The 14,229-nt window shown below is 42.2% G+C and carries 14 protein-coding genes; 4 read left to right on the top strand and 10 right to left on the bottom strand.

The window, feature by feature from the left end; all coding sequences use genetic code 11:
* Position 1: 1 nt before the first annotated feature.
* Together EAH55_RS28190 and EAH55_RS28185 are read right to left on the bottom strand one after the other, a co-directional pair.
* Positions 2 to 892, bottom strand: coding sequence for a DUF4349 domain-containing protein (locus EAH55_RS28190; protein ID WP_121812621.1), 891 nt, complete (start codon positions 890 to 892; stop codon positions 2 to 4).
* A gap of 161 nt (positions 893 to 1,053) precedes the next feature.
* Complete coding sequence (locus EAH55_RS28185) at positions 1,054 to 1,695, bottom strand: hypothetical protein (protein ID WP_208644967.1); 642 nt, start codon at positions 1,693 to 1,695, stop codon at positions 1,054 to 1,056.
* Between the two features lie 221 nt (positions 1,696 to 1,916).
* Here EAH55_RS28185 and EAH55_RS28180 point away from each other — a divergent pair, with 221 nt between their 5' ends.
* The gene (locus tag EAH55_RS28180; RefSeq protein ID WP_121812620.1) at positions 1,917 to 2,363 is read left to right on the top strand and encodes a hypothetical protein; all 447 of its coding nucleotides are present in this window, start codon (positions 1,917 to 1,919) and stop codon (positions 2,361 to 2,363) included.
* Between the two features lie 187 nt (positions 2,364 to 2,550).
* Positions 2,551 to 2,760, top strand: coding sequence for a hypothetical protein (locus EAH55_RS28175; RefSeq protein ID WP_121812619.1), 210 nt, complete (start codon positions 2,551 to 2,553; stop codon positions 2,758 to 2,760).
* Between the two features lie 171 nt (positions 2,761 to 2,931).
* On the opposite strand, the gene atpG is transcribed toward EAH55_RS28175, so the two are convergent.
* The 8 genes from atpG to EAH55_RS28135 all read right to left on the bottom strand — a co-directional run bounded on the left by atpG (position 2,932) and on the right by EAH55_RS28135 (position 8,800).
* Complete coding sequence (gene atpG / locus EAH55_RS28170; protein WP_121812618.1) at positions 2,932 to 3,819, bottom strand: ATP synthase F1 subunit gamma; 888 nt, start codon at positions 3,817 to 3,819, stop codon at positions 2,932 to 2,934.
* Positions 3,820 to 3,952: 133 nt separating this feature from the next.
* Complete coding sequence (gene atpA, locus EAH55_RS28165; protein WP_114941683.1) at positions 3,953 to 5,527, bottom strand: F0F1 ATP synthase subunit alpha; 1,575 nt, start codon at positions 5,525 to 5,527, stop codon at positions 3,953 to 3,955.
* A 43-nt stretch (positions 5,528 to 5,570) separates the two neighbouring features.
* Positions 5,571 to 6,113: an ATP synthase F1 subunit delta gene (gene atpH, locus EAH55_RS28160; RefSeq protein WP_121812617.1), complete on the bottom strand. Its 543-nt coding sequence runs from the start codon at positions 6,111 to 6,113 to the stop codon at positions 5,571 to 5,573.
* A 119-nt stretch (positions 6,114 to 6,232) separates the two neighbouring features.
* Positions 6,233 to 6,724 carry a F0F1 ATP synthase subunit B gene (atpF, locus tag EAH55_RS28155; RefSeq protein WP_112568662.1) on the bottom strand — a complete coding sequence of 164 codons (492 nt, stop codon included), beginning with the start codon at positions 6,722 to 6,724 and terminating at the stop codon, positions 6,233 to 6,235.
* A gap of 111 nt (positions 6,725 to 6,835) precedes the next feature.
* Positions 6,836 to 7,045, bottom strand: coding sequence for an ATP synthase F0 subunit C (gene atpE / locus EAH55_RS28150; protein WP_110585792.1), 210 nt, complete (start codon positions 7,043 to 7,045; stop codon positions 6,836 to 6,838).
* Between the two features lie 47 nt (positions 7,046 to 7,092).
* Positions 7,093 to 8,172, bottom strand: a complete 1,080-nt coding sequence (atpB, locus tag EAH55_RS28145; protein ID WP_121812616.1) for a F0F1 ATP synthase subunit A — start codon at positions 8,170 to 8,172, stop codon at positions 7,093 to 7,095.
* Between the two features lie 14 nt (positions 8,173 to 8,186).
* Positions 8,187 to 8,573: a hypothetical protein gene (locus tag EAH55_RS28140; RefSeq protein ID WP_121812615.1), complete on the bottom strand. Its 387-nt coding sequence runs from the start codon at positions 8,571 to 8,573 to the stop codon at positions 8,187 to 8,189.
* On the bottom strand, positions 8,570 to 8,800 hold the full coding sequence (locus EAH55_RS28135) for an AtpZ/AtpI family protein (RefSeq protein WP_112568668.1): 231 nt from the start codon (positions 8,798 to 8,800) through the stop codon (positions 8,570 to 8,572). The genes EAH55_RS28140 and EAH55_RS28135 overlap by 4 nt, the downstream gene beginning before the upstream one ends.
* A 45-nt stretch (positions 8,801 to 8,845) precedes the next feature.
* Here EAH55_RS28135 and porW point away from each other — a divergent pair, with 45 nt between their 5' ends.
* Both porW and EAH55_RS28125 read left to right on the top strand, forming a co-directional pair.
* Positions 8,846 to 11,833, top strand: coding sequence for a type IX secretion system periplasmic lipoprotein PorW/SprE (gene porW / locus EAH55_RS28130; RefSeq protein WP_121812614.1), 2,988 nt, complete (start codon positions 8,846 to 8,848; stop codon positions 11,831 to 11,833).
* A gap of 3 nt (positions 11,834 to 11,836) precedes the next feature.
* Positions 11,837 to 14,101 (top strand): transglycosylase domain-containing protein, encoded by a 2,265-nt coding sequence (locus EAH55_RS28125; RefSeq protein ID WP_121812613.1) that lies wholly within the window; start codon positions 11,837 to 11,839, stop codon positions 14,099 to 14,101.
* Positions 14,102 to 14,229 lie beyond the last annotated feature (128 nt).

Below are 14,229 nucleotides of genomic sequence, written 5' to 3'. Positions count from 1 at the left end.
TTTATGATTTTATGCCGCTGGCGAACCATGCGGGGTGTTTACGTTTATAATAGCCGTACATTGCCCACAAACCTATACCTAAAGTTATAAATACCCACACGTTGGCCAACCCCAGGATCAGTTCAACAAAAAGTTGCCAGCCATTATTTAATGTGATAGCCAGACGGTTAACAAAAGGCAACTGATAGGCAGAAGGATCGTCATTAGCTATCATTTCCTGGTTGATAAAATTGCTCTGGTAAAAGCTAAGGGTAACAATGCTGTACTTTACGGCTTCATCTGTGCGCATATTGCCAATTTGCTGATCAACCATGTCGTCTTTAAGCAGCATCACGTTCACTGGGTTTTTAATAACTACTTTACCCTTCTTTTGCTGATCTACCAAATCCTGACGGTTTTTTAATTTCAGTTTTTCCGACAGATAGTCAAGCGTGCGGTCTTCAATATCCATTTTCCGGAGCGTAACATACATCCCCATATGGGCAACCTCGGTCATGAAGCCTTCGAGTTTTTCTGAAGGAACTTTTACCGCCATATCCGCATTAGTCCTGAGGGCCGAAACACGTTTAACCGAATCATTACTCACGCGGATATCTTCAGATCGTTCCACATCGGCCTGCATTTGATGGTGCATCACCATACCGCCGTTATGGGTTGTAAGCGCGGCTATAGCATCGCCCGTTTGTTGAACGTTTTTTACCTTAAACCGCATGTCGGCTGTTTTTACCAGCTTGGCTGGAGTTGTCGCTACCGAGGTACTGTCTGCACTAACCGCCACTGTATCGGCCGCCGATGCTCTGTCTTCTCTTAAGGGCTCGTACTTTGAACTACGCCCACATGCGTCCAGCAGCAACACGCCCGCCAGCAACGCCAGGAATAACTTTGTTTTCATAACTGTTTAATTTTCTTTGGTATACATTGATACCAGAGAGTGGCAAGAGGTAACCCTGACCGTTGATTTTTGTTATGATTACGTTGATTTCGCTGATTCGTCTGAACCGGGACTTTTTGGGTTAATCTGATTTTGGGGTTTTGCTTTGATACTGCCGAAACTTAATTATTACCTACCAGTGCTTTTTGCCCCCTTGGTTTAATATGAGCAAAATCTTCTTTTTTAGTAAAATATTCAAGACCTAAAATTAGGAGCGTCGAAGTAAGAAAGTTTATCTTTTGTGTTATTGGTAATAAATCCCAATCGCTTATGCCCCATAGGTAAACGCTGTAATAAAAAATTGCAAGGCAAATCACACACAAAACCTTAAATAGATGAAGCCTGGTTTTGAGGATAAAAACAGTGATGATAAATAAACACGTCCAAAATAAGCTGGTAGATATAATCAACATTAAATCGTGCCAGGGGGTTACGGTTAAAAAGGTAAACAGGACGTTAGCTATCCCCATGTATTTTATAATATAGGCCGAGTTTCTGTCTGGTATCTTTTTGGACATATTAATAAAAAACATTGCGTAGCTAAGAGGGAATAAAATCATCCCCGCACAGGCCCAAATTCTCGAAGCATTTTCTGCGCCATTTAACGCCCTTGTTCCAAACAGGTTACTGATGAAATTGTGTTTCCAGTCGAAGCCGACGGAGTACTCATTGTACATGGATCCGCCAGGGTAAACCGAGATGGCTATGATCATTAAAACTGAAGAAATGACAACTCCTATTAAAACTGAATATTTCTTAATCATCTGGGAATGCGGCGGTTTATAATTGATAATGAGATTCAATCGTTGGTATATTGTTACAGGGCATTTCAGCTTTCGGGCATCAAAGTATGCAACAAATTCGAAAGTATTTGCAACATGCCCGTAGCTTTCTTATTGGCGTCTTTTGTTTATTTGCATCGAGACTTTCACTCTTATCCTTATCAATGAAAAACCTAAAAATTATAGTGACAATAATAAGTTGCATGACCCTATTAGCATGCAACTTTAGCAAAGGAGTAAAAAAGGACTTTAATACTGGCTTAAAATTTAGCTACAACGGTTTTGGTGTAAACAACGTGTTATTGGTTGACCCGGCGAATAATGCCATGCGCGATAATAAGGTAAACCTTAATACAAAAATAGCCATTGTAGCGGTTGGCGTTGCAAACTATGGGCTGAAAGACGGTAAAGCCTATCCAGGAATGCAGTTGATAGTTACTGATAAAAAGGGAACCGCAGTTTTAAGCGCTACCGATCTCTTTGAAGGCACAACCGGTTACCCGCCCGAGCGGGCCACAGAGCTGCGAGGAGATATCACCATCGGTCGGCCCATGATAGCCGGAGAAACTTACCATGTGAAAATACACATCTGGGATAAGGTAATTCCTGCAAATGAGATTGATGCTGGGGCGGATCTTGTGGTGATATAATCTTTTTTATCGAAACTGAACGTACACTGGTCGAAGTTTAGCGTTCCGGTGTCAGTTAATGCCAGGCTTCGATCTACCATATACTAATATACTACCAACCAGCATTATCATTCCGCTCAATAACCATAACCAATACCCTAATCTATAACTAACAATTTCTGAGTAATTACCTGCTTCATCCGAAATTATGCGTTTAAAAACCAGGAAAGAAGCCATAAAAGCAACTGATATCGAACTGACAACAATTGTTCGCAATGGCTTATTCTTAAAAGAAAACCACGCACTGAATAAAAATGGGTTTGCCAACCAACTAAAGCCTGCGCCTCCAAAAATCAGACCTAAAGGCCCAATGAGCAAAGCCATTATCGAATCGCCGCAGGAATCTGTTGTACAGTAACAGTGTTGTGTTAGTGAAACTACATAAACACATATGCTTGAGTATAAAACAACAGACTTTAGGTTTAACTCCTTCATAAAGTATTACAATTACAACTTTAGCGTTTATTTCCCAGTAAACAAAAAAGGCTCTCCTCCCGGAAAGCCTTTTCTATATAAAAGTATTTTAAACTTAGTTGCCGCCTGAAAGGGCTGCTGCACCACTCACGATCTCGGTAAGCTCGGTAGTGATGGCTGCCTGACGGGCCTGGTTGTATGAAAGTTTTAATGATTTCAAAAGCTCACCGGCATTTTCGGTTGCTTTATCCATCGCTGTCATACGTGCACCGTGTTCAGATGCGTTAGAATCCAATACTGCACGGTAAAGTTGGATCTTGATATTTTTAGGGATCAATTGCTCAACAATTTCCTGTTGTGATGGCTCAAGGATGTAATCAACATTAGCTGCTTTTACTTCCTCTTTCTTCTCGGCTTTTGGCACCGGCAATAACTGCTCTGTGATCAGGTATTGTACAGCCGCGTTACGGAAGTGGTTATACACCAGCTCCACACGGTCGTAATCGCCGTTAACAAAGCCCTGCATGATAGCTTCGGTAATTTTTGAAGCATTCTCGAAGTTAAGATCCGAGTACAGGTCATTGTTGTTACCAATTACGTTGTACTTACGCCTTTGATAAAACTCCTGCGCTTTTTTACCGATGGCAACGATAGATACGTTACCGGCAGCAAGCTGCTTAGGATATTTCTCGGCAATAAGGTTGTTGGCGGCTTTAATAACGTTAGCATTGAAAGCACCGGCCAAACCGCGGTTTGATGATACCACAACTACCAATACACGTACTGGTTCACGCTCCTGAAGGTACGGAGAAGTGTTATCCTCCAAACTTGCAGATAAATTAGCCAGCAGGTCTTTCAACTTACTTGCGTAAGGACGCAGCTGAATAATAGCGTTGGTAGCACGTTTCAACTTAGCAGCCGAAACCATTTTCATAGCCTTGGTGATCTGCTGGGTTGATGATACAGATTTGATCCTGTTTCTTACTTCTTTTAAATTAGCCATTCGTTACGATGTGCGAATTTTAAATGTGCAGATGTGCATATTGCGCACCGCACCAGTTTATTTAATTAAAATCATTTTGAAGCGATATGCTGATTTGCACTTTTGCAAATCAACATATCTGCACATCAAAAGATTAATACCTTGCTGACAGTTCTTTGGCTACTGTTTCCAGTACACCGGTAAGCTGATCGTCAAATTTACCTGCTTTAAGGGCAGCTAAAACTTCCGGGTGACGAGCTTCTAACTGATCGGTAAATTCGGCTTCGAATTCCCTTACCTTGTTTACAGGTACGTTACGCATTAAGTTTTTAGTACCCAGGTAAATGATAGCAACTTGTTTTTCTACAGTTACCGGAGAGTATTGACCTTGTTTCAGGATCTCTACGTTACGGATACCTTTGTCCAACACGTTTTTGGTTGAAGCGTCAAGGTCTGAACCGAATTTTGAGAAAGCCTCAAGCTCACGGAACTGAGCCTGGTCAAGTTTCAAGGTACCGGCAACTTTTTTCATTGATTTGATCTGCGCGTTACCACCTACACGTGATACAGAGATACCTACGTTGATAGCCGGACGAACACCCGCGTTGAACAAGTTCGACTCAAGGAAGATCTGACCGTCAGTAATTGAAATTACGTTAGTTGGGATGTATGCAGATACGTCACCAGCTTGTGTTTCAATGATTGGAAGCGCTGTTAATGAACCGCCACCTTTAACGATACCTCTGATAGATTCAGGAAGGTCGTTCATTTGTTGTGCGATAGAATCATTTGCGTTGATTTTAGCGGCACGCTCTAATAAACGGCTGTGCAGGTAAAATACGTCACCCGGGTAAGCCTCACGGCCCGGTGGACGACGTAACAACAATGAAACCTCACGGTAAGCAACAGCTTGTTTTGACAAGTCATCATAGATGATCAAAGCCGGACGGCCTGTATCACGGAAGTACTCGCCGATAGCTGCACCTGCAAACGGAGCAAAGAACTGCATGGTAGCAGAGTCTGAAGCGTTAGCGGCAACAATGATAGAGTAAGGCATAGCGCCGTTCTCTTCAAGCGTACGAACAATGTTAGCAACAGTTGATGCTTTTTGTCCGCAAGCTACATATATACAGATTACAGGTTTACCTGCATCGTAAAATTCTTTTTGATTGATGATAGTATCGATACAAACCGCAGTTTTACCTGTTTGACGGTCACCGATAACCAACTCACGCTGGCCACGGCCGATAGGGATCATCGCGTCGATAGCTTTGATGCCTGTTTGTAATGGCTCGGTTACCGGCTGACGGTAGATTACACCTGGTGCTTTACGCTCAAGTGGCATCTCATAAGTTTGACCGGTGATTGGGCCTTTACCATCAATAGGGGCACCTAAGGTATCAACAACACGGCCAAGCATACCCTCGCCTACGTTAATTGATGCAATCCTGTTGGTACGTTTAACGGTATCACCTTCTTTAATATCATCAGATTTACCTAACAATACCACGCCCACGTTATCTTCTTCAAGGTTAAGTACGATGCCTTGCAATCCTGTGCCAAATTCAACCAACTCACCCGACTGTACTTTAGTTAATCCATAAACGCGTGCGATACCGTCACCCACCTGGAGTACAGTACCCACTTCTTCTAATTCAGATTCTGACTTGAAGCCGGCCAACTGCTGACGCAAAATTGCTGATACTTCGTCTGGTCTTACCTCTACCATTGTTTAAAATTTATTTAGAGTTTTACTTTTAATACTTAATTAATTATGCTTTTTCAGCAAATTCTTTTTTCATCTTCTTAAGGCTTGCAGCAATGCTGGTATCAACCTGCCTGTCGCCTACGTTAAGCACAAATCCACCAATCAGTGTAGGATCTACTTTGGTATCCAATACTACAGTGCCACCGATAGCCTTTTGTAATTCATCTACCAGTGTCTTTTCGTTTGCATCAGATAATGTTGTAGCTGATGTAACTTTAGCTTTGGTAATATTCCTTTTAATATTGAAAAGGTTGATATACTCATGGGCAGTAAAATACAAAACACCGCCACGGCCTTTGTTTACCATTAGCTTAAAGAACATGATGCTCACTTTGTTCACCTTATTACCAAACACCGCCTCAAGAATACTGATCTTCTTAGCCTGTGAAATAATAGGGTTAGCCAAAACAGCGGCCAGTTCAGAACTTCCTTTTAAAGTGTGTAAAAAAAGATCCATATCTGCCTTTATCGCATCAACAATGTTTTGTTCCTGCGCAAGGTCGATAAGTGATTTGGCGTATCTCGATGCTACTGTTACTTCTGACATTTCTTTCTAATTTCGGATTTCGAATTTTCGATTTTGGAATTTTTATTTTGAATTTCGGTTTTTAACTGGTTAGTGAATGCCGGAATAAATCCGAAATCCAACATCCCAAATCCGAAATCTTATAACTTCACTTCTTTCAATAATTGGCTAACCAATTCGTTTTGCTGCTGCTGATCTTCAAATTGTTTGCGAAGGATCTTCTCAGCAATCTCTAAAGATAACGTAGCTACCTGGTTTTTAACATCTGCCAAAGCGATAGCTTTTTGGTTGTTAATTTCAACGCGGGCAAGCTCAATCATACGCGCACCTTCTTTGTGTGCAAGTTCTTTAGCATCAGATACTATTTGATCTTTAGCTTTACGAGCTTCAGACAGGATCAGATCACGCTCAGCACGCGCTTGTTTAATTAACGATTCGTTTTCGTTAGTTAAACGGCTCATTTCTTCTTTGGCAGCTTCTGCTTTTAATAAAGCATCTTCAATTGAACGCTCACGCTCGCCAATGGCGGCCATGATCGGTTTCCAGGCAAATGCCCTCAATAAAATAAGTAAGAATAAAAAGGTTACGGTTGTCCATACAACCAAACCCCAATCAGGCATTACTAAATCCATTCTTCTATATAATTGTTGTGACTATAGTTCTAATTAATATTATTCATTCAAATAAAAACCGGTGTGTAACCAACCGTTACACAGCACGGTTTCTATTTTTTTAGGGTAAAATTATTTGTTACCCAAAAGTGCAACGATCACACCGAAAAGAGCAACACCTTCAACAAGTGCCGCAGCGATGATCATGGCAGTCTGAATTTTTGAAGCAGCTTCCGGCTGACGAGAGATACCTTCCATCGCTTTACCACCGATTTGACCGATACCAATACCTGCACCGATAACTGCTAAACCTGCACCTAATGCAGCAATACTTCCAACCATTGTTTTTAAATTTAAATGAATATAGTGTTATTATTAATTACAAATTATTAATGATGATGCTCTTCAACAGCGCTGCCAATAAACAAAGCGGTAAGCATTGTAAAGATGAAAGCCTGTAAGAAAGCAACCAGCAACTCAAGCACATCGATAAACAAAGCGAACGCTATTGATACCGGAGATACCCAAAGTGTCTGGAATATGAAAATCAAAGAGATTAATGCCAATACGATAACGTGGCCTGCCATAATGTTTGCAAACAAACGCACCATTAACGCGAAAGGCTTTGAAATGATACCGGCAAGCTCAACTATCCACATGATAGGATACAACCAGAATGGAACATCAGGAGCAAAAATGTGCTTCCAGTAGTATTTGTTGCCATTAACGTTAACCACAATAAGGGTAATAACCGCAAGTACCATAGTTACCGCGATGTTACCGGTAAGGTTTGAACCTCCCGGGAAAAACGGAACCATACCAATCAGGTTATTGATCAGGATAAAGAAGAACATGGTTAACAGCAGCGGCATAAACTTAGCATACTTGTAACCAATGTTTGGCAATGCAACCTCATCACGGATAAAGAGGATCAACGGCTCTAATAATGATTGCAAACCTTTTGGCGCTTTACCTACACGTTTTTTGTACGATCCGGCAACGCTAACAAAAATCAAGATCAGCAATACTACCGACATCCACATTGAAAACACGTTGCGGGTAATTGACAAATCAAAAATCTTTGCTGTTTCGTCAATGGTTTTACCATCGGCGCCTACAACTTTAATTTTGTCTTTAACCAAAGCATAATTGTGATATTTACCCTGGTGGGCTTTTTCACCATGCTCAAATTCTGAGGCTGAAAATACTTCCAGTCCGCCGTCTGTATAAAGTATAACCGGCAAACCAATAGCAACCTTGCCACCTATATGAAAATAGTGCGAATCGGCAATGTGTTCAAGGATGGCTTCATTAGGGTCAAACTTTTCGGTTTCCTTACTTTCAACACTTGTTGAAGACTCATTTTTTTCCTGTACAGCGTTAGCTTTTAACGTTACAAACAGCGAAAAAACGCTTAAAATGATACCTAAGGTGATTTTTTTTGAGTTCAAAACAGGGCTAAAATCCATTAGCAGAGAGATTTTTACTTTAATTTTTGGTTGCGCAAGGTACGTAATAAGCCGTATATTTCAAAGACGAGGTTAAAGAAATATACGTAAAAAAAATTGGCAACAAAAATCACCCCATTTACTTTGATTTTAACCAAAAAAAACAGGCAAAAAAACATGCAGGTCAAAAGCTTCACCATGGTAGCTGCAAGGAAGGTTTGAGCGTATATTTCTTTGTTAATTTTAGTTACTACCAGTATCGAAATTATGGTAATAAATGTAAGCCCGGTCACAAAACCAAATATGATCCAGAAGTGAGGATCAAGCCAGGCAACATGTACCGATTTGCTTACCAGCAATGGAGGAGTTGCTATAACAACAGCAAACAACAGGAACGATAAAATAACAGTACGCAGTTTCAATTTTTAACAGATCGGATAACGATGTATAACGCGATAAAAACACCAACAAGGGCAAGCGCGGCAGTAGCCCATTTTACTTCATGTTTACCGGCTTCATCAATTTTATAGCCGGCATACGTAAAAATGCCAATAACAACCACCATCTGAAAACCGATACTGCTATACTTAGCATAAGCGTTTAAAGGCTTGCCAACTTCATCCTCGTTATTTTGTTCATTTTTCGGCATGCGCAAATTTATTAAACCTATTGTATAATCTTTAGTATTTTAGCAATGCTTTTAAATCACCGTATTGCATTGAGGCGACTACCATCATCCTATAAATCAAACATCGGCATTTTTTTTCTGTCTGCACTAATACTGGTAGCGGTAGGTTGTTCGCTTGAAAAACAAAGCGGCTTTAACCGCACCATGCAAAACCTTACTGCCCATTACAATATATTATTTAATGCCAATGAAATTTTAAGGTTAAAGCAGGAGGCCTATGCTACATCATTTATTGATGCTTATAACGAGATCCTGAATGTATATCCCGATACCACGGCGCAAAATGGTACCCCGGATAAAGATCTGGAAGACGCAATTGTAAAGGCCAACAAGATCATCAGCATTAAAGAACAAAGCCATTACCTGGGCGATGCCTACCTGGTGCTGGGCAAAGCAAGGTATTTAGAGGCAAATTATTTTGATGCCGTTGAGTATTTTAATTATGTAACCCGTTCGTTTGGTAAACAGGCTAACCTGAAACAGGAAGCACTGGTATGGAAAGCGAGAGGGCTCATGTACCTCAACCAGCTGCCTTTAGCCAAACAGGTGATTGATTCGGCTGTACAGGATATCAACCCTAAGAAAAACATTACTGCCGATGTTTATGCTACCAAGCTACAGTATGATATCATTACTCAAAACTATGCCGAGGCTGAGGAGATGGCCAAACTTACTATAAAATATAGTTACATCTCTAACCTTAAACTTCGCTGGATTTTTATCCTTGGCCAACTCCAGGAGCTTAATTTAAAACCAGCCGACGCATATGAAAGCTATACACGGATTGTAAAAAGCAACGCCAGCTTTGAAATGGCCTTCAACGCCAATCTTAACCGCATCCGGATCCGCGATAATCAAAACGGCGTTAAGGTAAATAAAATCGATCTGCTTCGCGCCCTGTTAAAAAACAGCGACAACATTGATTTTTACGACCAGATCTATTACCAGATAGGCGAACAGCAATTTAAGGCAGGCGAAATTGATAACGCCCTGAAAAGCTATAAAAAATCGGTACGGGTAAGCACCAAAAATCAAAATCAAAAAGGCCTCTCCTACCTGCGCATTGCCGACATCAACTTTAAAAATAAAGCCGATTATGCAAATGCCCGGCTTTATTATGATAGCACCCTTAACAACCTGTCGATAAATTATCCGGGGTACCACCTTATCCGCAAAAAGGCCGATAACCTGCAAATCCTTACCCGCCTGCTCGAAACCATATCACGCGAGGATACCCTGCAAATGCTTGCCGCTTTGGATGAGAAAACCCGCGACGCCAAAATAGATGAAATGGTAGCCCGTAAAACCCGCCAGCAACAACAGGCGGCTATCGAAGCCAATGCAGGAGCAGCCAATAACGGAGCGATGTCAAACTCCTTCGACAGGAATAACAATTCATCTGCCCAAAACAATAGAACCAGCGGCAGTACTTTTTACTTTTATAACAACAGTGCGGTAAGCCAGGGATATAACGACTTCAAACGTTTATGGGGTAACCGTAAACTTGAAGATAACTGGCGCCGCAGCATGCGTTCAAATACAGGTATCCCGACAGCCAATACCGGTATTGGCTCACAGGTTAACGATCCGGATGCTCCTGTTGGTAGCGTTGCTTATAACAGTAATAATGTATCGGCAGGTACCTACCGGCAGGATCTGGTTAAAAACCTCCCGCTCACCCCTGCCCTGTTGCAGCAGTCCAATTTCAGAATTTATAATGCCTATTTTGAAATGGCGAATTTTTATCGAGATGTATTGGAAGATAAAAAGGAAGCTATTGCCACTTATGAAACATTGCTTGCCCGTTTTCCGCAAAGCAGCGACAAACCTTCTATCTATTATAACCTTTACAGGCTTTATGCTGATATCGATGCTGTAAAATCAACAGATTATAAAAACAGGTTATTAAAAGAGTACCCTGAGAGTGTATTCACCAAAGTTATTCTTGACCCGGATTATGCCCGTAAAATGGCCGATGTGGATGCCGAGTTTAATGGCTTTTATAACCAGGTGTACGATCTGTATTCGCAAAAGCAATACACACAGGTAATTGAGAAAGCCAATGACCTGCTCAATAAATATCCCAACAACCGTTACGCTGCACAGCTTTATTACCTGAAAGCATTAGCTGCCGGTCACATGGAGAAGCTCCCTCCTTTCCAGGCCGATCTGCAATTGATAGCCTCGAAATATCCGCAGGATAAACTTATCGCCCCGCTGGTTAGCCAGCACCTGGCCTATATCGACTCCAACAAAGCCGAAATTGCTGCACGCCCTGTCGTGCTGTTTAATGACGACCCTAACGAGATTCCTTTTACCCCACCGGTAGCATATCAAAAACAAACGGAGTATCGTCCGCCATATACACCATCGGCACAAAATGTAACGCCGCAGGAGCGCCTGCCCGAACGAGATACACGCGTAATAGCCGGCGCTAAAACATCTGCCCCGCAAATTCAACAGGCTTCAACGCAGCAACCTAAACAGCTTGCCTTAACGCAGATCCAGTTGCCGCAGCATAAAATGCCGGACACATCTCGCGATATTGCCGCTCAGCCTGCGCCAAAACAAAAAGATTCGATAGGAACAGCGCCCGCAGCCGTTATTACTAAAGCACCTGTAGTAAACTACATATTCAGTAAGCACGACAGCACCAATTACTACTTTGTGATAAATGTTGCCAGCGGTACAACTAATCTGGCTTCAACACGTTTTGGTGTAGGGCAATTTAACCGTACACGCTACACACGCAGCGAAGTTATCCACCACGTTAAAACCGTAGGCGACAATAACCAGTTGATATATGTTGGCCGTTTTTATACCCTTGATGACGCTAAGGATTACGCCCGCACCATAGTTCCCCTGTTGCCCGATATTATGAAGGTGCCAAGGGATAAATACAGCTTTTTTATCATTACCAAAGAAAATCTGGATAAATTAGCAACCCAAAGTATATTGGATAGTTATTTTGACTACTACCAGAAATTTTATTAGAAAATGAGAACCAATAACACAAGGTTTAACTCGAAAAATCAACTTCAGCCCGCAGATATAAGAAGATACAACTGGTACATCTGGCGTACCGTGATAGCCCTTTTCCTTTTTGTGGTTATCATGATAACGCTTACCATTTTTGATGTATTTGGTCAGCTGCCATCATTCCGCGATCTGGAAAACCCAAAAAGCAACCAGGCTACAGAGATCATATCTTCAGATAAGCAGGTATTGGGCACTTACTATATTCAAAACCGCTCAAACGTTACCTACCGCGAACTATCGCCAAACGTAATTAACGCTTTGGTCGCCACGGAAGACAAGCGCTTTTACGACCACTCGGGTATCGACTTCGGGCGCAGCTTTACCATATTCGCGCATTTGCTCATCGGGCAAAAACAAGGAGGCAGTACTATAACCCAGCAGCTGGCGCTTAACCTTTTTTCTGAACGATCTGCGAATCCTTTTAAACGTATCATTCAAAAATTACAGGAATGGGTTACGGCTGTTAAACTGGAACGTCACTACACCAAAGAAGAGATCCTGACCATGTACCTCAACACGGTTGACTTTGGCGCATATAACACCTACGGCATCAAATCGGCCGCGCGTACTTATTTTAATACTACTCCTGACAAGTTAACTCCAGATCAGGCCGCCTTGTTAATAGGTATGGTAAACGGCCCGGGTATTTACTCGCCTATCCGTCACCCGGATAACGCGCTCAAAAGGCGTAACCTGGTATTGAACCGCATGGTTGAACAAAAGGCTTTAAGTGAAGGTCAAGCCGAAGAATTTAAACGCAAGCCTCTTGGTCTTGATTTCCACCAGAATAACCACTTCGACGGCCTTGCGCCTTATTTCCGTTCTGTATTGAAGAAAGAGCTTCAAAAGATCTTCAAAGAACAAAATATCAACCGCCCGGATGGGACTCCTTATGATCTTGATCGTGATGGCTTAAAAATATATACCACTATTGATGCCACCATGCAGCAATACGCCGAGGAAGCACAGCGCGATTATATGAAAGATCTGCAAGCCCAATTTAATGATCATTGGCGCGGTCGCAACTTGTATAAGAGCATCCATAACTTTAAGTTTTTGCTTGATCAGGGTATGCAAAAGTCCGACAGGTATAAACAGTTGAAACAACAGGAAAAGTCTGACGAAGAAATTCAGGAAAACTTCCAGACCAAAACCATGCTCAACCTGTTTACCTGGCATGGTAATATAGATACCATGATGCGTCCTATCGACTCCATCATTTACTGTAAAATGCTTTTGCGTAACGCGCTCATGAGTATGGACCCAACAACCGGCTACGTTAAAGCCTGGGTGGGCGGCACCAACTTTGAGCACTTTAAGTATGATCAGGTAAAGAATGGCACACGCCAGGTAGGCTCGACAGCCAAACCATTCACCTATGCGGTGGCTATTGATAACGGCTACTCGCCTTGTATGAAAATCAACAACGTGCCTGATACCATTCGTGGTTATGGCGCACCATGGTGCCCGCGCTCGTCGCCATCTGAAACGTTACAAGGTTTCATTACTTTAAGACAGGCGTTGGCACACTCGCAAAACTGGGTTACGGCGCACGTTATGGGCGAGGTTAAACCAGAGCCTGTTGTGGACTTGATCAAGAAGATGGGTATCACCAGTGCAGTTCCGCCATATCCATCAATTTGCCTGGGTACATTTGATGCCTCTGTTTTTGAAATGACAGCAGCTTATTCGGCCTTTGCAAACCATGGCTTGTGGACCGAGCCCACTTATATTTTACGTATCGAAGATAAAAACGGCAACGTATTGTATACGCATACTCCCCGCGTTGTTCAGGCTATGAATGCGCAAACGGCCTATGTAATGACCTATATGCTTAAAGGTGTTATTGAAGATGGGACAGGTTCGAGGTTAACTTATAAATACGGTTTGCGTAACCCTATCGGCGGTAAAACAGGTACAACGCAAAACAACTCGGATGGCTGGTTCATTGGCATAACCCCACAACTGGTTACCGGCTTGTGGACAGGCTGCGAAGACCGCGACATCGCTTTCCAAAGCACACGCCTTGGTGAAGGTGCAAACAGTGCCCTGCCGATATTTGCCATGTACATGAAAAAAGTATACGCCAATGCAGCTTTAGGCATCAAAAAGAATGTTGACTTTGACGCTCCAGCAAACGGCGTGAGTATCATCCTGGATTGCGGAGCCTATAACCAGCAGCAACAGGGAACTACCGACGTAGATAAGAAATTAGGATTTTAATTATTTTTGTTTGATCAGGAGTATAACCTCCAGACGTCATTGCTAATCTAAAATATGTCATTGCGAGCGAAGCGTGGCAATCGCACAGAAGCATAGCCGCTCTGTATAGCATGCGATTGCTTCGTCGT

The sequence above is a fragment of the Mucilaginibacter kameinonensis genome (assembly GCF_003675385.1).
GTDB lineage: Bacteria > Bacteroidota > Bacteroidia > Sphingobacteriales > Sphingobacteriaceae > Mucilaginibacter > Mucilaginibacter kameinonensis.
The sequence above is the reverse complement of the archived record's forward strand: the minus strand, read 5'-3'. Positions and strand labels throughout refer to the sequence as shown.